The 18,798-nt window shown below is 70.0% G+C and carries 19 protein-coding genes; 9 read left to right on the forward strand and 10 right to left on the reverse strand.

The features are described from left to right. Positions 1 to 87 precede the first annotated feature (87 nt). The gene (locus MRBLMX7_RS08650) at positions 88 to 1,653 is read left to right on the forward strand and encodes an SDR family oxidoreductase (RefSeq protein WP_363367600.1); all 1,566 of its coding nucleotides are present in this window, start codon (positions 88 to 90) and stop codon (positions 1,651 to 1,653) included. Positions 1,654 to 1,743: 90 nt separating this feature from the next. On the opposite strand, the gene MRBLMX7_RS08655 is transcribed toward MRBLMX7_RS08650, so the two are convergent. The 3 genes from MRBLMX7_RS08655 to MRBLMX7_RS08665 form a co-directional block, all read right to left on the reverse strand. Further along, a complete protein-coding gene (locus MRBLMX7_RS08655; protein WP_363367602.1) occupies positions 1,744 to 3,741 on the reverse strand; it encodes a BCCT family transporter in 1,998 nt (665 codons plus the stop codon). 158 nt (positions 3,742 to 3,899) lie between these two features. Next, positions 3,900 to 5,585 (reverse strand): ABC1 kinase family protein, encoded by a 1,686-nt coding sequence (locus MRBLMX7_RS08660; RefSeq protein WP_363367604.1) that lies wholly within the window; start codon positions 5,583 to 5,585, stop codon positions 3,900 to 3,902. Between the two features lie 23 nt (positions 5,586 to 5,608). Next, on the reverse strand, positions 5,609 to 6,232 hold the full coding sequence (locus tag MRBLMX7_RS08665) for a PadR family transcriptional regulator (protein WP_363367606.1): 624 nt from the start codon (positions 6,230 to 6,232) through the stop codon (positions 5,609 to 5,611). Between the two features lie 177 nt (positions 6,233 to 6,409). Here MRBLMX7_RS08665 and MRBLMX7_RS08670 point away from each other — a divergent pair, with 177 nt between their 5' ends. The 3 genes from MRBLMX7_RS08670 (at position 6,410) to MRBLMX7_RS08680 (ending at position 9,654) form a co-directional block, all read left to right on the forward strand. Further along, positions 6,410 to 6,787, forward strand: coding sequence for a YciI family protein (locus MRBLMX7_RS08670; protein ID WP_363367608.1), 378 nt, complete (start codon positions 6,410 to 6,412; stop codon positions 6,785 to 6,787). Then, positions 6,784 to 7,983 carry an RNA polymerase sigma factor gene (locus MRBLMX7_RS08675; protein WP_363367610.1) on the forward strand — a complete coding sequence of 400 codons (1,200 nt, stop codon included), beginning with the start codon at positions 6,784 to 6,786 and terminating at the stop codon, positions 7,981 to 7,983. The genes MRBLMX7_RS08670 and MRBLMX7_RS08675 overlap by 4 nt, the downstream gene beginning before the upstream one ends. 99 nt (positions 7,984 to 8,082) lie before the next feature. Further along, the gene (locus MRBLMX7_RS08680; protein ID WP_363367612.1) at positions 8,083 to 9,654 is read left to right on the forward strand and encodes a glycosyltransferase family 2 protein; all 1,572 of its coding nucleotides are present in this window, start codon (positions 8,083 to 8,085) and stop codon (positions 9,652 to 9,654) included. Between the two features lie 157 nt (positions 9,655 to 9,811). Here MRBLMX7_RS08680 and map read toward each other — a convergent pair whose 3' ends face one another. Beyond that, positions 9,812 to 10,582 carry a type I methionyl aminopeptidase gene (gene map, locus MRBLMX7_RS08685; protein ID WP_363367614.1) on the reverse strand — a complete coding sequence of 257 codons (771 nt, stop codon included), beginning with the start codon at positions 10,580 to 10,582 and terminating at the stop codon, positions 9,812 to 9,814. Between the two features lie 48 nt (positions 10,583 to 10,630). Between map and MRBLMX7_RS08690 the strand changes: the two genes are divergently transcribed. Both MRBLMX7_RS08690 and MRBLMX7_RS08695 read left to right on the forward strand, forming a co-directional pair. After that, entirely contained in the window at positions 10,631 to 10,903 is a 273-nt protein-coding gene (locus tag MRBLMX7_RS08690; RefSeq protein ID WP_363370868.1) for a helix-turn-helix domain-containing protein, read from the forward strand. Continuing rightward, positions 10,903 to 11,661, forward strand: coding sequence for an SDR family NAD(P)-dependent oxidoreductase (locus tag MRBLMX7_RS08695; RefSeq protein ID WP_363367616.1), 759 nt, complete (start codon positions 10,903 to 10,905; stop codon positions 11,659 to 11,661). The genes MRBLMX7_RS08690 and MRBLMX7_RS08695 overlap by 1 nt, the downstream gene beginning before the upstream one ends. Positions 11,662 to 11,684: 23 nt before the next feature. On the opposite strand, the gene MRBLMX7_RS08700 is transcribed toward MRBLMX7_RS08695, so the two are convergent. Both MRBLMX7_RS08700 and MRBLMX7_RS08705 read right to left on the reverse strand, forming a co-directional pair. Beyond that, a complete protein-coding gene (locus MRBLMX7_RS08700; RefSeq protein ID WP_363367618.1) occupies positions 11,685 to 13,043 on the reverse strand; it encodes an HNH endonuclease in 1,359 nt (452 codons plus the stop codon). A gap of 117 nt (positions 13,044 to 13,160) precedes the next feature. Then, on the reverse strand, positions 13,161 to 13,556 hold the full coding sequence (locus tag MRBLMX7_RS08705; protein ID WP_363367620.1) for an ArsR/SmtB family transcription factor: 396 nt from the start codon (positions 13,554 to 13,556) through the stop codon (positions 13,161 to 13,163). 12 nt (positions 13,557 to 13,568) lie between these two features. On the opposite strand from MRBLMX7_RS08705, the gene MRBLMX7_RS08710 reads away from it, so the two are divergent. From MRBLMX7_RS08710 to MRBLMX7_RS08720, 3 genes are all read left to right on the forward strand, one after another. After that, on the forward strand, positions 13,569 to 14,786 hold the full coding sequence (locus MRBLMX7_RS08710) for an MFS transporter (protein WP_363367622.1): 1,218 nt from the start codon (positions 13,569 to 13,571) through the stop codon (positions 14,784 to 14,786). Between the two features lie 214 nt (positions 14,787 to 15,000). Continuing rightward, positions 15,001 to 15,489, forward strand: coding sequence for a DUF2975 domain-containing protein (locus MRBLMX7_RS08715; protein ID WP_363367624.1), 489 nt, complete (start codon positions 15,001 to 15,003; stop codon positions 15,487 to 15,489). Further along, the gene (locus MRBLMX7_RS08720; protein WP_050723066.1) at positions 15,489 to 15,692 is read left to right on the forward strand and encodes a helix-turn-helix domain-containing protein; all 204 of its coding nucleotides are present in this window, start codon (positions 15,489 to 15,491) and stop codon (positions 15,690 to 15,692) included. The genes MRBLMX7_RS08715 and MRBLMX7_RS08720 overlap by 1 nt, the downstream gene beginning before the upstream one ends. Before the next feature lie 160 nt (positions 15,693 to 15,852). Here MRBLMX7_RS08720 and panB read toward each other — a convergent pair whose 3' ends face one another. From panB to MRBLMX7_RS08740, 4 genes are read right to left on the reverse strand one after another with little or no spacing between them, the layout of a single operon-like run. Then, positions 15,853 to 16,722 carry a 3-methyl-2-oxobutanoate hydroxymethyltransferase gene (gene panB, locus MRBLMX7_RS08725; RefSeq protein WP_363367627.1) on the reverse strand — a complete coding sequence of 290 codons (870 nt, stop codon included), beginning with the start codon at positions 16,720 to 16,722 and terminating at the stop codon, positions 15,853 to 15,855. Next, entirely contained in the window at positions 16,719 to 17,105 is a 387-nt protein-coding gene (panD, locus tag MRBLMX7_RS08730) for an aspartate 1-decarboxylase (RefSeq protein WP_363367629.1), read from the reverse strand. Before panD ends, panB begins: the two co-directional genes overlap by 4 nt. Further along, the gene (gene panC / locus MRBLMX7_RS08735; protein ID WP_363367631.1) at positions 17,105 to 17,992 is read right to left on the reverse strand and encodes a pantoate--beta-alanine ligase; all 888 of its coding nucleotides are present in this window, start codon (positions 17,990 to 17,992) and stop codon (positions 17,105 to 17,107) included. The genes panD and panC overlap by 1 nt, the downstream gene beginning before the upstream one ends. Further along, positions 17,989 to 18,711: a DUF2520 domain-containing protein gene (locus tag MRBLMX7_RS08740; RefSeq protein ID WP_363367633.1), complete on the reverse strand. Its 723-nt coding sequence runs from the start codon at positions 18,709 to 18,711 to the stop codon at positions 17,989 to 17,991. Before MRBLMX7_RS08740 ends, panC begins: the two co-directional genes overlap by 4 nt. Positions 18,712 to 18,798 lie beyond the last annotated feature (87 nt).

Below are 18,798 nucleotides of genomic sequence, written 5' to 3' on the forward strand. Positions count from 1 at the left end.
TGCCTTCCTTCGGGGGCAGGTTACTAGATGAACTAGTGATCTGCCAACCTAGTGAAAACTCCGGGAGAGCCGCCTACGCTCGATGGCATGACGGAGCTCACCCAGCCCACCGGACTCGAAGACGACCTGCGCGCGGTCCCCCGCGACGACGGCACGACCCCGCGGGTCCTCGTGCTCGGCGCGACCGGCTACATCGGCGGACGCCTCACGCCGCGCCTGCTGAACGCCGGATACCGGGTGCGCGTACTCGCCCGCGATGCCGCGCGCGCGGCATCCTTCCCTTGGGGAGCCGACTGCGAGATCGTCGAGGGCTCGGCGGACGATGCGGATGCCGTGGCCGAGGCCATGCGCGACATCGACGTCGTCTACTACCTGATCCACTCGATGTCGGCCGGCAAGGGCTTCGAGGAGAGCGACGAGCGTGCGGCGCAGACGGTGGCGGATGCCGCGGCGAACGCGCACGTGCACCGTCTCGTGTACCTCGGCGGACTGCATCCCGAGGGTGTCGAGCTCTCGCCGCACCTGCGCTCGCGCGTGCACGTCGGCGAGATCTTCCTGCGGTCGGGGGTGCCGACGCTCGTGCTGCAGGCGGGAGTCGTGATCGGCTCGGGGTCGGCGTCGTTCGAGATGATCCGGCACCTGACCGAGGTCCTCCCGTACATGCCCGCGCCGAGATGGGTGCGCAACCGCATCCAGCCGATCGCCGTGCGCGACGTGCTGCACTATCTGCTGGGCGCGGCGCGCGTGGCCCCCGACGTGAACCGCGCAGTCGACATCGGCGGACCCGACGTGCTGCGCTACGGCCAGATGATGAACGGCTACGCGGTCGAGGCCGGACTGCCGCAACGGGCCATCGCGGCGCTCCCCGTGTTCACGCCCGGACTCGCCTCGCACTGGGTCAACCTCGTGACGCCCGTGCCACGGTCGATCGCACGTCCCCTGGTCGCCTCGCTGCAGAACGAGTGCGTGGTGAAGGACCACGCGGTCGACGACCTGATCCCCCGGCCGGAGGGCGGGCTCACGCCGTATCGTCAGGCCGTGCACCTCGCGCTCGGACGCGTGAACGCGGATGCGATCGAGACGAGCTGGCAAGACTCCGAGGTCTCCGGGGCGCCGAGCGACCCGCTTCCGAGCGACCCCGAGTGGGCGGGACGGATGGTCTTCACCGATGCGCGGTCCCTCAAGACCACGGCGTCGGTCGACGGACTGTGGCGCGTCATCATCGGCATCGGCGGCACGAACGGGTGGTACTCCTCGCCGTTCCTCTGGGCCGTGCGCGGGTGGATGGATCGCGTGGTCGGCGGAGTCGGTCTGCGACGAGGACGACGGAACAAGGCCGCCGCACGGGTGGGCGACGCGATCGACTTCTGGCGCGTCGAGGCCGTGGAGGAGCCGGGCACCGAGACCGGGGCCTCGGCCGCGAGCGGCGGTCTGCTGCGTCTGCGCGCCGAGATGAAGGTGCCGGGCGAGGCGTGGCTCGAGCTGCGGGCGCTGCCGGATGCCGGGGGCGCGCGCTACGAGCAGCGGGCGGTGTTCTTCCCCCGCGGTCTCGCCGGACGGCTGTATTGGTTCGCCGTGCTGCCGTTCCACGGGTTCATCTTCGCGGGCATGGCGGCGCGCATCACCGCCGCCGCCGAGCGGCCCGCGCCCTGAAGCGCGGTGTTCCACGCTCGGTAGATGGAAAACGCCGCTGAACGGCATCCGTCAGCGGCGTTTTCCATCTCTCAACGGGACGGCGCGCGGCTAGCGCTCGGTCGGGGCGGTGCCGCCGGCCTCGTCGACGGACTCGGCCGTGTCCTCGGCGAGCGCGGCGGCGGGGTCCGCATCCGCTCCGGCATCCTGCTTGGCACCGGCATCCTGCCCCGCATCCGGGATGATGTCGATCGCCTCGGTCGCGGTCGCGTAGACCTCGGCGAGGCTGTCGTCGACCTCGGACTCGTCGATCCAGGCCAGGTCGTCCTCGGAGTGGTCGTACTCGACCGGCACGAGCGCGAAGTCGTCGCCGTACTCCTCGAGGCCGGCCATGACGCTGTGGCGGACGGCCGCCCGCGCATAGCGCTCACGGAGGATCATGGGGTCGCGCCGCAGGTCCTTCATGAACGCGACCATCATGAACGCCATGATCACGGCGAAAGGCAGCGCCGCGATGATCGTGACGTTCTGCAGCGAGCGCAGACCGCTCCCCTCCTCACCCGTGACGAGGAGGACCGCGGCGATCACACCGACCAGCACACCCCACACGACAGCGACCCAGCGCGACGGATCGGGCCTGCCCTGCTGCGACAGCGTGCCCATCACCAGCGAGGCGGAATCGGCTCCGGTGATGAAGAAGATCGAGATGAGCAGGATCAGCAGGATGCTGGTGATCAGCGGGAACGGGAGGTTGTCGAGCACGCCGAACAGCACCTCCTCGGGCGGGTCGACCGTGAGGCCGGCGCCGTCCATCTGCTGCTGGATCGCCGTGGTGCCGAAGATCGCGAACCACACGAGCGAGATCGCCGCGGGCACGAGGATGACGACCGACACGAACTGACGGATGGTGCGGCCACGCGAGATCTTGGCGATGAACATGCCCACGAACGGCGACCAGGAGATCCACCACGCCCAGTAGAAGATCGTCCAGCTGGACAGGAACATCTGCGCCTCGTCGCCCTGCGAGGCGGAGCGGGCGATCATCTCGGGCAGGTCGCCGAGGAACTGCACGGCCACCGAGGGGATGACGTTGAGGATCAGCAGCGTCGGACCGACGAAGAACACGAAGAACGCGAGCACGAGCGCCGCGACCGCGTTGATGTTCGACAGCGCACGGATGCCCTTCGAGACACCCGAGACGGCCGAGGCGATGAAGCAGGCGGTGAGCACGGCGATCGCCGCGATGAGCACGCCGTTGCCGAGTTCGCCGATGCCACTGACGATCTCGACGCCATGTCCGATCTGCAGGGCGCCGAGTCCGAGCGAGGCGGCGGTGCCGAACAGGGTGACGATGATCGAGAAGACGTCGATCGTGCGGCCGAGGGGTCCCGTGGTGCGGCCCTCGCCGAGCAGCGGCGCGAAGATCGACGAGATGAGCGGCGTGCGGCCGCGACGGAACGCGCCATACGCGATCGCGCCTCCCACGAGCGCGTAGAACGCCCACGCCTGCGGACCCCAGTGGTACAGCACCTGGGCCTGCGCGGTGTGCATGGCCTCGAGGGTGTTCGCCTCGACCGTGCCGGGCGGCGGGTTCTCGAAGAACGTGAGCGGCTCGGCGGCTCCCCAGAACACGAGGCCGATGCCCATGCCGGCGGCGAAGAGCATCGAGATCCAGGAGAACATCGAGTACTCGGGCTCCTCGTCGTCGCGGCCCAGCGGTATGCGACCGTAGCGCGTGAACCCGATGAACAGCATGAACACGAGGATGACGGTGGCGATCGTCGTGAAGAAGAAGCCGAAGTACTCGACGACCCAGTCGAGCACGGTCTGAGTCGTGCCGGCGAGGTTGTCGCCCGCGAAGACCCCCCACGCGATGAACGCGATCGTGAAGGACGCGGCGACGCCGAACACGAGCGGGTCGGTGCGGTAGGTGCGACCGGTCTCCTCGACCGAGACGCCGGGCACGAGGGCCGGGTGCACGCTGCGCGGCGGGACCGTCGCGATGTCCCGGACGATCTTGCCCGCCTGCTTGCCGGCCTGCTTCAAGGTCTCGGTGGTCGTCTTGGTGGGGTCTGTGCGTTGTCTGGGCTTCTCGTCAGGAGTGTCCATGACCACCGATTCTCCCATGCCGGCATTTCGGCGCCGTTCCTGCGGGTCGTCGAGCGAGGACGACCAGCACCGCCCCCATCCGGTCGTTGAGCGAGCGTCAGCGAGACGAAACGCCGTGACCCGACCTCGAGGACCCCGTTCAGCGGCGGCGGCCCCGTTCAGCGGCGCCGGCCCACGCCCGCGAACACGGCGTGCAGCAGCGGCAGCGCCGATACGCAGATCAGAGTGATGCCGAGCGGCTGCAGCGTCGGCACGAGCAGCGCGCCGCCCACGAGCATCGCGGCGAACAGCACGCCGGAGCCGATCCGCCGCGCGAGCCCTTCGAGCCGGTCGATCCGGCGCTCCAGGCGCGATGTGTCGAACGTCACGGTGCCGGCATCCACCCGCGAGATGATCGCGTCGATCTTCTTCGGCAGACGCCACGTGACGGCGGCGTTCTCCATGGCCTGCGTCCCCATGTCGCGCATGAACCCGCCGGTCTGGTCGCGCAGCAGCCGCCCGGCGTAGGGCTCGGCCGCATCCCAGACGTTGAAAGACGGATCCAGGCTCGAGCACATGCCCGAGGTGAGCGACACCGCGCGGATCAGCAGCAGCATGTTCTCGGGCAGCTGCAGCGGGAGCGAGCGCACCATGTCGCCGAACTCGTCGGCGAAGGCCATGAACTCGCGCGGGTCGACCTGCGCGAGCTCCGCGAACCCCATACCTCCGAAGCGTGCGAACAGGGCCGTGAGCGCGCGCTCGAGCTCGGCGGTGTCGGCGGACGGCAGCAGCACGCCGATCTCCTGCGCGGCGGCGACGAGCCCGCGGCTGTCGCGTCCGGCGACCGCGATGAGCAGAGTGCGCAGGCCGTCGCGCAGGTTGTCGGGCACCTCGGCCATCATCCCGAAGTCGATGAACGTGAGGCGGAACCCGCCGTCCAGCGAGGGGGCGGGCGTGACGAAGATGTTGCCGGGGTGCGGGTCGGCGTGCACGAAGCTGTGCGTGAAGACCTGGTCGAACATGACCTCGGCGAAGGCGTCGGCCACGGCGGAGGGGTCGATGCCCGCAGCGCGCAGGGCCTCGATGTCGTTGATCTTGATGGCCGTGACGTCCGACAGCGTGAGCACGCGACGCGTCGACCGCTCCCAGACGATCTCGGGCGCGTCGATGCGCGGGTCGTCGCCGAAGTTCTCGCGGAACCGCTCCGCGCTCGCCGCCTCATGCAGGTAGTCGATCTCCTCGAGGCTCGTGTGAGCGAACTCCTCGACCAGAGCGGGGGCGTCGACGCGGTCGGACACGAGGCGCACCCGCATCGCCCAGCGCGCCACGCGGCGGAGTGCTGCGAGGTCGGTCTCGACGATCCCGTCGATGCCGGGTCGCTGCACCTTGACGACGACCTGGTCGAGTCCTGTGTCCGCTGCGTCGAGCTCGGAGAGACGGGCGCGGTGCGCCTGTCCGAGGGATGCCGCCGCCACGGGCGTCTCGTCGAACCACGCGTAGGCGCGGTCCAGGGGGATGCCGAGCTCGGCTTCGGCGACCCGGCGGATGTCGGCGAACGGCACCGCGGGCACCTCGTCCTGCAGGCCCTCGAGCTCCTTGGTGATCTCGGGCGGCAGCACGTCGAGGCGCGAGGACATGAACTGCCCGACCTTGATCATCAGCCCGCCGAGTTCGATCGCCAGGGCGTGGAAGCGCTGCGCGAACCGCTGCAGGCGCGGCGGTCGCGTGCGCTCGGAGATGCGCGAGAGGCCGAGGCGCGGGAGGACGAGCTCGTACCACCAAACGATGGTGAACTCCCGCGCCGCGAACGACAGGATGCGGCGGTACCGGGCGCGATGGGCGCCCTGCGCCGCAGCATCCGTCATCGATGGCCTCTGTTCGTCCGGGGTCAGTCCTGAGCGAGGATCGTGTACAGCCTACGGCGGGCCTCGTCGAGCACGTCGATGGCCTGCTGAACCTGTTCGGGGCTGCCGCTGCGACCGACCTGCGCGGCGGCCGCGGCGAGGTCGACTCCGGCCTTGGGGAGCGCGGTGAAGCGCGGGTCGTTGCGGTGTCCGTCCTTGGTCGAGGTCGACTCCCAGGGCGCGGGGGCCTCGGTCGATTCGGAGGCGACGGCGCGACCTGCCTCGGTGAGCGAGTAGGTCTTGCGACCGTTCTGCTCCTCGGCCTCGATCAGCCCCTCGTCGGCGAGCAGCTGCAGCGTCGGGTAGACGGAGCCTGCGCTGGGCTTCCACGATCCGCCGCTGCGCTCGGCGATCTCGCTGATGATCTGGTAGCCGTGCATGGGTCGTTCTGCGAGGAGCGAGAGCACGGCGGTGCGGACGTCGCCGCGGGCCATGCGCGAGCCACCGCTGGGGCGCGGTGCGTCGAAGGACTTGCGGAGCTGATCGAGCGCGTCGAAGATGGCGCCGGCGGGTCCGTTCGGGCCGCCGAGACCGCCGGATCCGAAAAGTCCGCCGAGCGGGTTGTCGCCGCCCTGGCCGGTGTTGCCGAAGGGGAATGAGTTGTTCATGATGACCTCCCAGTGCTGTCGATGGAGCCGGTGAGCGATACTCAACGATATATCGTTAAGGCTGTGCGTGGGGTGGGAATCCGGCCCCTGCGAGAAAGTCGGCGGATGCTGTCGATCGGCCTTCTGCTCGCTCGTCATCCCTCTGTACGCTGACCGCTGACAGAGGAGATGAGAGCGATGCGCTACACACTGCTGTTGCACTACCCCGAGATGAGTGAGGCCGAGCTGGGCGAGGAGGCGCTGGCCGAGGGCCAGGCCGCTTTCGCCAGTTACGCCGCGACGCTGCAGGCCGCTGGAGTGCTGATCGGCGGCGAGGTGCTGCAGCCGTCGGCCGTGACGACGACCGTGCGGATGCGCGACGGCGCCCTGCAGGTGCAGGACGGCCCTTTCGCCGACACGAAGGAGCAGCTCGGCGGCACGTTCGTGATCGATGTGCCCGATCTTGACGCCGCGATCGGCTACGCCCGGCAGGCGCCGTCGGTGCAGTGGGGCGCGGTCGAGGTGCGGCCGGGAGCCGTGCACACGGTCGACGGCGTCTGGACGCCGAACCGATGAGCGCCGAGGAGGCCCGCGTCGTCGCCGAGCGCGCGGCGCGGTCCTCCTACGGGCGGCTCGTCGCCCTGCTCGCCGCGCGGAGCGGCGACATCGGCCTGGCCGAGGACTCGCTGTCGGGCGCTTTCGAGGAGGCGCTGCGGCGCTGGCCCTCCGGAGGCGTCCCCGACAACCCGGAAGGATGGCTGCTGACCGTGGCCAGGAACCGACTGCGTGACGTGTGGAAGTCGTCCGCGATGCGCGCATCCGCCCCGCTCGACGACGCGGTGCACGCCGCGACCGACCCGCTCGCCGAACACGATCCGCTCGCGATCGGCGACAAGCGACTCGAGCTGCTGTTCGTGTGCGCGCATCCGGCGATCGACCCGGCCGTGCGCACGCCGCTCATGCTGCAGACCGTGCTGGGCTTCGACGCTGCCGAGATCGCGCGGGCGTTCGCGGTGCCGCCCGCCGCCATGGCGCAGCGTCTCGTGCGGGCGAAGCGCCGCATCAAGGACGCCCGCATCCCGTTCGCCGTGCCGGACCGCACGGCGATGCCGGAGCGTCTGCCCGCGGTGCTGGAGGCCGTGTACGGGTGCACGGCGCTGTCGTGGCGCGGCGACGGCTCGTCGCTCGCCGGCGAGGCGCAGTACCTCGCCGTCACGCTCGCCGCCCTGATCGACGGAGAGCCGGAGGCCTGGGGACTCGCGGCGCTGACGACGCTGACCCTCGCCCGACGTCGGACCGGTGGCTTCGTGCCCCTCGACGAGCAGGACCCCCAGGACTGGGATGCCGCGCTGATCGCCGAGGGCGAGGCATATCTGCGGCGAGCACGGCCGGACGGCGCACCAGGCAGGTTCCAGGTGGAGGCCGCGATCCAGGCCGTGCACATCGACAGACGGCGCACGGGTGAGACGGACTGGGCGGCACTGCGGATGCTGTACGCGGCGCTTCTGGAAATCGCACCCACCCTCGGGGCTCGGGTCGCGGCGGCCGTCGTGACGGCGCGCCTCGACGGCCCGGATGCCGGACTCGCCGCTCTGCCCGCGCTCGCCGCTCTACCCGCCGAGGCGGAGACCTTCCAGCCGTACTGGGCGGCGCGCGCCGAGCTGCTCGCCGCGAGCGGTCGCGACGCGACGGACGCCTATGCCCGCGCGGCCGAGCTCGCAGAGGATGCCGAGGTCGCGGCGTTCCTCCGGGCCCGCGCCGCCCGTCCGTAGCGCCGAGTCGCGGCATCCGTCCGCGCGCTGCTCAGCACGTCAGCCCACTCATGGCAACCCCCGTGCGGGTGCATAGCCCGTGATGGTTGACTGCCTGCGATGTCGACTTCTGCTGCGCCCGCGAACTCCCCTTCCGCCCACATCCGTGTGAGCGTGGTCGTCCCCGTGTTCAATCCCGGGCCGTCGTTCGACGATCTCATCGCATCGCTCGACCGGCAGACCCTCGACCATTCTCGGTTCGAGCTGCTGCTGTGCGACGACGGCTCCGACGAGCCGACGCAGGCCCGGTTGGCGGAGGTCGAGCGCACCCGGCCCTACGCCCGCGTGCTGTACCTGCCCCACTCGGGCTGGCCCGGCACGCCCCGCAACGAAGGAGTCGCTGCGGCGCGCGGAGACTACGTGCAGTTCGTCGACCAGGACGACTGGCTCTTCGACGAGGCGCTCGAGCGCATGTGCGACTATGCGGATCTGCACGGCGCCGACGTCCTGGTCGGCAAGGAGGTCGGCATCGGTCGGCCGCTCCCCTCGCGGATCTACCGCCGCGACGTGCCGGATGCCCGCCTGGGCCGCGACCCGCTGCTCGAGATGCTCACGCCGCACAAGATGTTCCGCACGGAGTTCCTGCGCGAGAAGCGGGTGCGCTTCCCCGATGGCAAGGTGCGACTCGAGGATCACCTGTTCGTGATGCGCGCGTACTTCGAGGCCGAGCGGATCTCGATCCTCGCGAGCACACCCTGCTATGCGTGGGTCAAGCAGGCGGGCAGCGCGAGCTCGGCGCGGATCGATCCGGAGTCCTACTTCCCGCATCTGGAGGCCGTGCTCGACCTCGTGGAACAGTACACGCAGCCGGGTCCGCTGCGGGACCGTCTGCTGCGGCACTGGTTCCGCGGCAAGATCCTGAAGCGCCTGGCCGGCAAGCGTCTGGTGAATTACCCGGCCGAGTACCGCGACCGTCTCCTGGACGTGGTGGTGCCGCTCGTGCGCCGCCGCTTCGGTCCGGGGGTCGACGGGGGTCTCGCGTTCCCGCAGCGGATCCGCGCCGCCCTGCTGCGCGCCGACCGGCGGGCGGACCTCCTCGCCTTCGCCCGGTTCGAGAGCGATCTCGAGTGCCGGGTCGCCGTGACCTCGGCATCCTGGTCGCGCGGTGGCGGGCTGCACCTGGGCCTGCGCGTGGACGTCCTGCGCGACGGCGAGGATGGGCTCGTGATCGATCCGGAGTCCGGCCGCCTCACGTCGCTGCCGGTGCCGATGGACGGGCTGCCGACCGGACTGCTCGAAGCGGGCAGGGAGCTGGGCAACGACCGCGTGGAACTCGTCATCGGAGGGGCGGGCGACCAGCGCGTCATCGCAAGCGCCCGCCTGAAGGACGGCCGTACCGCATCGCTCGCGCTCGACCCGCTCAAGGTGTTCGGTCACGGCGACGACTCGCGCAGTGCGCGCCTGGTGGCGAAGGTCCGCCGCGCCGGGTGGACGTTCGACGTGCCCCTCACCTCGGATGCCGCGACCCTGGCCGGCGCCGGGCACTCGCCTTTCCTCGCGGGACGGACGTGCACGCCCGTCGCGATGCGCGGCGGGGTCGTGGAGCTGCGCCGGGTGTTCCCGGGCGGTCGCCTCAAGGATCTCGCCGGTCGCGCGGTGCGTCGGGTTCGCAGCCGCGCCCGACGCGGCTGACTCGTCCCCGAAGGGCTGAGCTGTTCCCGAAGGGCTGATCCGTCCCCGATGGTAGGACATACCGCGGAGGCAGGAGGATCCCCCCGCCATCCTCCTACGCCGGCGTCATCGCCTACCTCGACGGCGCGCACCCACCCCGCGACCCCGCATTCCTGCGTCAGCGTGGGAGCGTGAGCACCTCCGCGCCGCTCTCGGTGATGGCGATCGTGTGCTCGGTGTGCGCGGTGCGGCATCCGGTGGCGCTGCGGAGCGTCCATCCGTCGGCATCGGTCACGAGCTGATCGGTGTCGCGCATGACCCAGGGCTCGAGCGCGAGGAGCAGGCCGGGGCGCAGCGTGTAGCCGCGGCCGGGGCGTCCGTCGTTCGCGACGTGCGGGTCCTGGTGCATGGTCGAGCCGATGCCGTGGCCGCCGAATTCGCCGTTGATCGCGTAGCCGGAGTCGTGCAGAACCGTGCCGATCGCGTGGGAGAGATCGCCGATCCGCGCGCCGGGGCGTGCCGCCGCGATGCCTGCCGCGAGCGCGCGTGCGGTCGCATCGATCATGGCGAGGTCGTCGGATGCCGCGCGCGTGCCGACCGTGAAGCTGATCGCCGCGTCGGCGGCGACGCCGCGCAGGGTCACCGCCAGGTCGAGTGTGAGGAGATCTCCGTCGGCGAGGCGGTAGTCGTGGGGCATCCCGTGCAGCACGGCGTCGTTCACCGCTGTGCAGACGTAGTGTCCGAAGGGGCCCCTGCCGAACGACGGGGCGTAGTCGACGTAGCAGGATTCGGCCCCGGCATCCTCGATCAGCTGTTTCGTCCAGCGATCGAGATCGAGGAGATTCACACCGACCTCGGCTCGGTTCTTGAGTGTCTGCAGGATGCCGCCGACGAGCGCACCGGTGTCGCGGGCCCGGTCGAGCTGAGCAGAGGTGAGGATCTCGATCATGGTATAACTATACCGGTCAAACTATCCCGGTATTAGAATCGGTGCATGATGGTTCGCCTCCCTTTGAGTCCCGCTGAGGTCGAGCGCGGTGAGCGTCTCGGCGCTCTGCTGCGGCGCGCGCGCGGTGAACGGTCGATGCTGAGCGTGGCTCTCGATGCGGGCGTCTCGCCGGAGACTCTGCGCAAGATCGAGTCCGGTCGTGTGGCGACGCCGGCGTTCTCGACGATCGCCGCGATCGCGGGCGTGCTGCATCTGTCGCTCGATGCGGTGTGGTCAGAGATCGAGCCGACGCCCGTGGTGCGCGGCCGGGTCGCGTCCTGATGGCGACTGCGCTCGTCACCGGTGCGTCCCGCGGTATCGGGCGTGCGGTCGCGCAGGCGTTCGCCCGCCGAGGCGATCGTGTGGCGGTGCACTTCGGCCGCGATCGTGATGCTGCGGAGCGGACACTCGCGTCGTTGGACGGTGATGGGCATGTGCTCGTCGGCGGGGACCTCGGCGATCCTGCCGGGGCGCAGGCCGTGGTGGATGCCGCAGCCGAGGCCCTGGGATCGATCGGCATCCTGGTGAACAACGCGGCGGTCGCTCCGAGTGCTGCGAACGCGCATCGCGTGGATGGGGTGTCGTTCGAGGATTGGCAGCGCGCGTGGGCGGATATGGTCGCGGTGAATCTGCTGGGATCGTCGAATGTGACGATGCTGGTGGCGCAGCGCATGATCGCTCAGGGTGAGGGTGGGGCGATCGTGAACGTCGGGTCGCGCGGTGCGTTCCGCGGCGAGCGCGATCATCCTGCGTATGCCGCGACGAAGGCCGGCCTTCAGGCGTTCGGCCAGTCGGTGGCTCTCGTGCTCGCGCCGTACGGGATCTCGGTCACCTCGGTGGCTCCGGGGATGATCGCGACCGAGCGGCAGGCATTGAAGCTCGAGGGCGTCGGTGGCGACGACATCCGCGGGCAGAGCCCGTTCGACAGGGTCGGCACGCCCGAGGAGGTCGCCGACGCCGTCGCGTATCTCACCTCCCCCGGCGCAGTGTGGACCTCGGGCGCGGTGCTCGACCTGAACGGCGCGTCCTACTTCCGCTGACCCCCTGACACGCCCGATCACCGTTATGCCACCCGGTCCATCCCGCGTCCGGGATCGAACCGCGCTCGTCCTCCGAGCCGTGGCGTCTGCTCAGGGTCCACCCACCGTGGCGGCACGAACCACACCCGCCCGTCGATGCCTCGACCGTCGATGCGGACCTCCCAGCCGTTGTCGTGGATACGGTGATGACAGGTCTCGCAGAGCAGCACTCCGTTGTCCAGGTCGGTCGACCCTCGATCTCGACTCCACCATCGGATGTGATGGGCCTTGGTCATCTGCGGAGGCAGTGCGCACATCGCGCATCCTCCGTCGCGTTCGACGAGCGCGAGCCGTTGCGACCTGGTGAACAGACGCTTCTCGCGCCCCCAATCGAGGATCTCGCTGTCGCCTCCCAGAACGCAGGGGATGATTCCTCCGTCCGCCGCCATCCGCCGTGCCGCGCCAGCTCCGACGGGCTGGTCCAGTCCGTCGATCGCGGCCGTTCCGGCATCCGACTCGAGGTCTGCGAGAGCCACACGCACCACGACGGTCGCTCCTCCGAGCGGCAGGCGTTCCTCGCAGCCGAGAGCGTGCGCGCAGAACAGCGCGAGCGCGTCGGCCTGCAGCATCGGCACCGAACGACGGTCCACATCGAGCCCGTCCGGCGCAACGGAGTCCTTGCGGGCGGCGAACGCCGCCGTGACGTATCCGCGGATCGCGGTGACCACCGGCGCCGCAGACTCCGCGTCGAGCCGAGCGTCGAGGTGCACCATCCCGTCGCGTTCGAAGATCGTCAGCGACCGCTGGGCCCGCTGTTCGACGGAACGTGGTTCGACGCCCTCGGGATCGAGCCACGCTTCGGCTTTCGTCACAAGTCGTCGCACGTCGTCGAGTCCGAGCCCGGGGGCGGATTCGGTGAGCCGACGCTCCGCTTCCGCCGTGCGCTCTCGCCCCGCGGCGACACGGCAACGGTCGAGCAGCGCCACGATCAGCGCCGCCCCCTGCACGCTCAGCGCTCCTGTGCCGAGTGCCTCGCGCACGGCCGGATACTTCGCCGGCAACGGAGCACCGAGCAGATCAGCCCGCGGCGCCGTCGCCTCGCCGATCTTGATCAGGCGACTCGCGTCACCCGTCGACATCCCCGTGCTCGCGGCGATGAGCTTCGCCGACGATCGGTATCCCTGCTGCTTCGCGAGACTGTCTGCCCCGAGCTCGCGGCGCGACTCATCGGCTATCCGCGCCACGACCTCGACGTGCACGGCATCGAGGCGCCTCTTGAGCGCGTCGACAGCCCCGTTGACCGCGAGCAGCTGAGATCGAGAGAACGAAAGCACGTCGTCGCACTCTGCCCACGCCTCGTCGAGGCGGGCCATCGCCTCGTGCAGTGCGGTCAGAGTTGCCATGCCTCCATTTTAGGCGACGGGACGCTCGACTTTCGAATATATGTACGAATAGTTCCGGCACTTCGAGATACTGCGGGAGACGGGCCCGAGGGACGAGAAACGGGACCCGAGACCCCCTCACCCCCGCAGCACCGAGTCGAGCAGCCCGGGGAACAGCTGGTCCAGGTCGTCGCGCCGCAGCGTCAGCATCCTCCGTCGCCCATTGGGCTCGTTGCGAATGACGCCGGCCTCGCGCAGCACCTTCATGAAGTGCGATTTCGTGGACTTGGGAAGGTTCGGATCGGTGGCGTGGCAGGCGGCCATGTCGAGCGGGCCGTCGGCGAGCTGTCGCGCGATCGCGAGGCGCTCCGGATCGCTGAGCGCGAAGAGCACGTCGGTCAACTGGATCTCGGAGCGATCCGGATGCGGAAGGTCGCCAGGCATGGTTCGAGAATAGTTGAACAATCCGAGGAAGGCGAGTAACGTCGCCACGGTTCGATGATTGTCGAACCGCGGATGCCGGAGCGCAGCCACCCGAGGAGCCCCATGACCACCACTCAGCCCATCACCGCGCAGACCGCCGATGCCACAACCCCTCGCCGCGCGCGTCTCGGGTTCGTCCTCGCCGTGGGAACGCAGATCGTGATGATGATGGGCGCGAGCGCGCCGTCGCCGTTCTATCCGGTGCTCGCCGCCGAGATCGGCTTCGACGCGATCGTGATCAGTGCGGTGTTCGCCGTGTACGCGATCGCGCTGCTCCTCGCCCTCCTGACCGCAGGATCGTTGTCGGATCACATCGGCCGCCGTCCGGTCGTGGTCGGCGGACTCCTCCTCCTCGCCGGCAGCATGGTGCTGTTCTGGCATGCGGACTCGGTCGCGACGCTGGTGCTCGCGCGCATCCTCCAGGGTGCCGCGAGCGGCGTGCTGATCGCCGCGCTCTCGGCCGCCGCCCTCGATCTCGCACCCGGCGGCCGCTCGAGGACCGCCGCCCTGGGGAACGCCCTGAGCCCCGGCATCGGCCTTGCGCTCGGCGCGCTGGTCTCGGGCATCGCCCTCGACGCGACCGGCGAACCGCTGCTCGACGTGTTCGCTCCGCTCACGGTCGCCTACCTCGTGCTCGCCGGACTGTTCCTGCTCGCCCCCGAGACGGCGCCGCTGACGCCCGGAGCGTGGGCGTCGCTGAGCTTCCGCCTGTCGATCCCTGGCAGCATCCGCGCTGACTTCTGGCGAGGCGCCCCCGCGGTCATCGCCGGCTGGGCGACGGGCGGCCTGTTCCTCTCCCTCGGCGCGAACATCGTGCGCACCGAACTCGGCGGCGAGGCGCACACTTGGCAAGGATTGTCGGTCGCGATGCTCGCCGGCGTCGGCGCGATCGCGGCGTTCACCCTTCGCCGTCGCGCTCCGCGCACCTCGGTGATCTTCGGCACGGCGGCCCTCGCCGTCGGCACGGCGCTGTCGCTGGTCGCACTGGGCCTCGGGTCCCTCCCCTTCTATCTCGCGGCGACGGCGATCACGGGTATGGGCTTCGGTACGGCCTTCTCCGGCGTGGTCGGATCGCTCGCTCCCCGCATCCCCGCACATGCCCGCGCCGATACGTTCGCGGTCATCTACGTGCTCGCCTACCTCGCGTTCGCCGTGCCTGCCGTGGTCGCAGGAACCCTGGTCGGAGCGTTCGGCCTCGGCGCCGTATGCCTCGGGTACGGAGTGATCGTGATCGCGCTCGCGCTCATCGCGTTCACCCTGCGGGTCCGCCGGGCGGAGTAGACCTGCACATCCCGCATCCCGCATCCGGCATCGCGCATCCCGCCGCGCTGCTCACACGTTCTGCAGGAGATCCCCCGATTCGCAGGACCCTCTGCCCGGGATGCTCCTGCGCAGCGTGAGAACACCGTCGGCAACGGAGGCTACCCCACACCACCACCTTGCCTCATCGAACGATAAACGATAGATTCCTGTTGTTCTTCGATGGAGGTGGGTCATGGGTCGGATCACGATCGCGGTGCTGCGCGTTCTCATCGCGGTAGCGCTCGTGGGGTCGGTCGCAGTGCAGGCGCTGATCGTGCCGATGCTGTGGCTCGACCTCGGTGCGGAGGAACTCTGGGGGCGCACCACGATCGTGGGGCTGATCGTGCTGGGCGTCGGCACCATGCAGGTGTTCGGGATCTGCGTGTGGATGCTGTTGACGCGCGTGCGACGAGGGTCGATCTTCTCGGTGTCGTCGTTCCGATTCGTGGACGTCATCATCGGAGCGGTCCTCGTCGCCGCCGCGGTCACCTTCGCATTCGCCGCGCTGCTCGCACCGGGCGACATGGCACCGGGAGCCGTCGCCCTCGTCGGCGGGGCTGGGCTCGTTCTGTGCGGCATGGCGTTGCTCGTCGTCGTGATGAAAGCTCTACTGCGACAGGCGATCGATCGCGACACGGAGGCGCGATCTCTGCGGTCCGAACTCGACAACGAGGTGATCTGATGCCCGTCGTCGTCGACATCGACGTGATGATGGCCCGGCGCAAGATGAGCGTGGGCGAGCTCGCAGAGCGCATCGGCATCACTCCGACGAATCTCGCTGTGCTGAAGAACGGCCGCGCGAAGGCCGTGCGATTCACCACACTGGATGCTCTGTGCGAGGCGCTCGAGTGCCAGCCGGGCGACATCCTGCGCTGGGAGCCGTGATCCCCGCTTCGTCGGCCGCACGTTCGGCAGGAGATCTCGCACTCCGCAGGAGCTCTCGCACTCCGCAGGAGCACCCGCCCGGAAGCATCCTTCGAGTCGAGGGAACTCCTGCGCTACGACGGCCGGGAGAGGATGCCGCGCCCCGGCGCTGCGCTTCGGCCTACCGCCCCGCGAGCAGCTCCTGCAGCCGCGCGACCTCGGCCTCCGGCATCCCGTAGCCGTGCTCGGGCCCGGGGTACTCGCCCGATCGCACCTCTCGCGCATAGGCTGCGACCCCGTCGACCGAGGCCGCGCGCACCTCGGCGTAACGCTTGACGAACGCGGCAGCCGGCCCGTCGTAGATGCCGAGCAGGTCGTGGAACACGAGCACCTGGCCGTCGGCATCCGCCCCGGCGCCGATGCCGATCACCGGCACCCGCAGCAGCGGCATGAGCGCCGCGGTCACGGCGGAGGGCACGGCTTCGACGACGATCAGCGAGACTCCGGCATCCTGCAGGGCGAGGGCGTCGTCGATCACGGCGAGCGCGGCCTCGGCCGTGCGGCCCTGCGCGCGGAATCCGCCGAGAGCGGTCGCGGTCTGCGGGGTCAGTCCGACGTGCCCCACCACCGGGATGCCGGCATTCACCAGTGCACGGGCGCGGTCGACGGTCGTGCCACCGCGTTCGATCTTCACGAGGTCGACACCGGCCTCCTTGACGAAGCGCTGCGCGGTCTCGAGCGCTAGGGCATCGGAGGCCTCGTAGGAGCCGAACGGCAGGTCGGCCACGAGCAGCGGCCGGGAGAGACCGCGCCGCACGGCCTTCGTGAGCATGAGCATCTCGTCGACCGTGACGGGGACCGTGCTGTCGTAGCCGAGCACGGTCATCGCGGCCGAGTCGCCGACCAGCACCATGTCGACTCCCGCGGACTCGACGATCTGCGCGCTGGGATGGTCGTAGGCCGTGACCATGACGATCGGCTCGCCGGCATTCTTCTTGCGCGCGAGGTCGGCGATCGTGAGGGCGCGGGTCGGTGCCGCGTGCGCGCTCATGCGGAGGCCACCAGTTCGCCGACAGCGTCGTCGACGCGGACGATCGCGTTCGACCGGTCGACGTGCACGACGACGGGTTCGTAGTCGACGAGGTCGTCTGGCGAGTAGTCGGCGTAGGAGATGACGATGATCGTGTCGCCCGTGTGCACGAGTCGGGCGGCGGCGCCGTTGACCTGGATGACTCCGGATCCGCGTTCGCCGACCAGCGTGTAGGTCTCGAAGCGGGCGCCGTTGTCGACGTCGACGACGTGCACCTGTTCGTGCGGCAGGATGTCGGCGGCCTCGAGCAGGTCGGGGTCGACGGTGATCGAGCCCACGTAGTGCAGGTCGCTGCCGGTCACGGTCGCGCGATGGATCTTCGACTTCAGCATGGTGCGTCGCATCAGGCGTCGTCCTTTCCGTCGGGGAGGGATGCGGTGGCGGATGCGGTGGCGCGCGGCCCCTGCAGCAGGTGGTTGTCGATCAGTCGGGTGGCGCCGACGCGAGCCGCGACGAGCAGCAATGCGTCGCGGTCGACCCGCGCGACCGGCTCCAGCGTCTCAGCATCCCGGAGTTCCAGGTACTCGGGCTCGATGCCGGACTGGGCGAGGACCGCGCGGGCTGCAGGCACGATGGGATCGCCGGAACGGAGCGCTGCGGCTCCCGCGTCGAGCGCCCGGTTCAGCGCGGTCGCCCGCTGCCGAGCGTCCGCATCGAGGTGGACGTTGCGCGAGCTCATCGCGAGCCCGTCGGCCTCGCGCACGATCGGGCAGGCGACGATCCGCACATCGAGGTCGAGATCGCGTACGGCGCGGCGGACCACGAGCACCTGCTGCGCATCCTTCTGCCCGAAGTACGCGGCGTCGGGGCACACGATGCCGAACAGCTTGGTGACGACGGTCGCGACGCCGTCGAAGTGGTGGGCGCCGCGGATCGCACCGTCGAGCACCTCGCTGATGCCGGCGACGTGGATGCTCGTCGCGAACCCCTCTGGGTAGATCTCGGAGGGCTCCGGCGCGAACAGGATGTCGACGCCCTCCGCCTCGGCGAGTTCGGCATCGCGGGCCTCGTCGCGCGGATAGGTGCTGAGGTCCTCGTTCGGCGCGAACTGCGTCGGGTTGACGAACAGCGACACGACGACGAGGTCGTGATGCGCGCGGGCCTCGCGCATGAGCGACAGGTGCCCCTCGTGGAACGCTCCCATCGTGGGCACGAGCCCGACGCTCCGCCCCTCGGTGCGCGCGTCGCTCACGGCGGCGCGCACCTCGCCGATCGTACGGAGAATCCTCATCTCTCACCCTTCCGCGCAACGATCTCGCGCGTCGCGGCGGCGAGCGCGTCGAACAGCGGAGCGAGATCGCCGGATGCCGCGCGCTGCCGCGCGACCGTCTCCTCGTCGCCCCGCGCGATCGGCCCGGTGAGCGCGGTCGACGCCCCGGACGCGACCCAGTTCTCCACCGTCTGCCGTACGAGCGGGGCGAGGTGCGCGCGCTCGACGCCGGACGGCGTCGCGAGCCGTTCGGCGGCGTCGAGCACCGTGAGCACGAAGTTCGAAGCGAACGATGCCGCGGCGTGATAGCTCGCCCGGTGCGCGTCGTCGACCCGGAACGTCTGCATCCCGAGGGTCATAGCGACCTCCCCGGCGAGTACGAGGTCGGCATACGTGCGCCCGTCGATCGCGGCGCCGACGCCGCGGAACACCGCGGGCGACTCCGATCCCGTGAACGTCTGGAGCGGGTGGATGCTGAGATCGACGTCATCCAACCCGGTCGCCCCGGAGACGTGAGCGAGGCGGTGTGCATGCGGGCGGACGGATGCTGCGGCCTCGGTGATCGCGGCATCCGGGACGCAGAGGATCGCGAGGTCGACCGCGGGCATCTCGTCACTCCGTCCGAGCGGACCGCGGACGTCGAACCCCGCGGCGTCGAGTGCTCGGGCGAGGACGACGCCGAGGCGGCCGGCGCCGATCACGGCGATGGTCGCGTGGGGGTCGAGAGCAGTGTGTGTCATGTCGCTTCCGAGTCGGCGCGGATGGGTCGAGTATCCGCTCATCGCGGGGCGAGAGCAAAATCGGGGAGCGTTTCGAGCATCAGAAGC

Origin of the sequence: Microbacterium sp. LMX7-1.2 (assembly GCF_040675935.1) — a bacterium.
Taxonomy (GTDB): Bacteria; Actinomycetota; Actinomycetes; order Actinomycetales; family Microbacteriaceae; genus Microbacterium.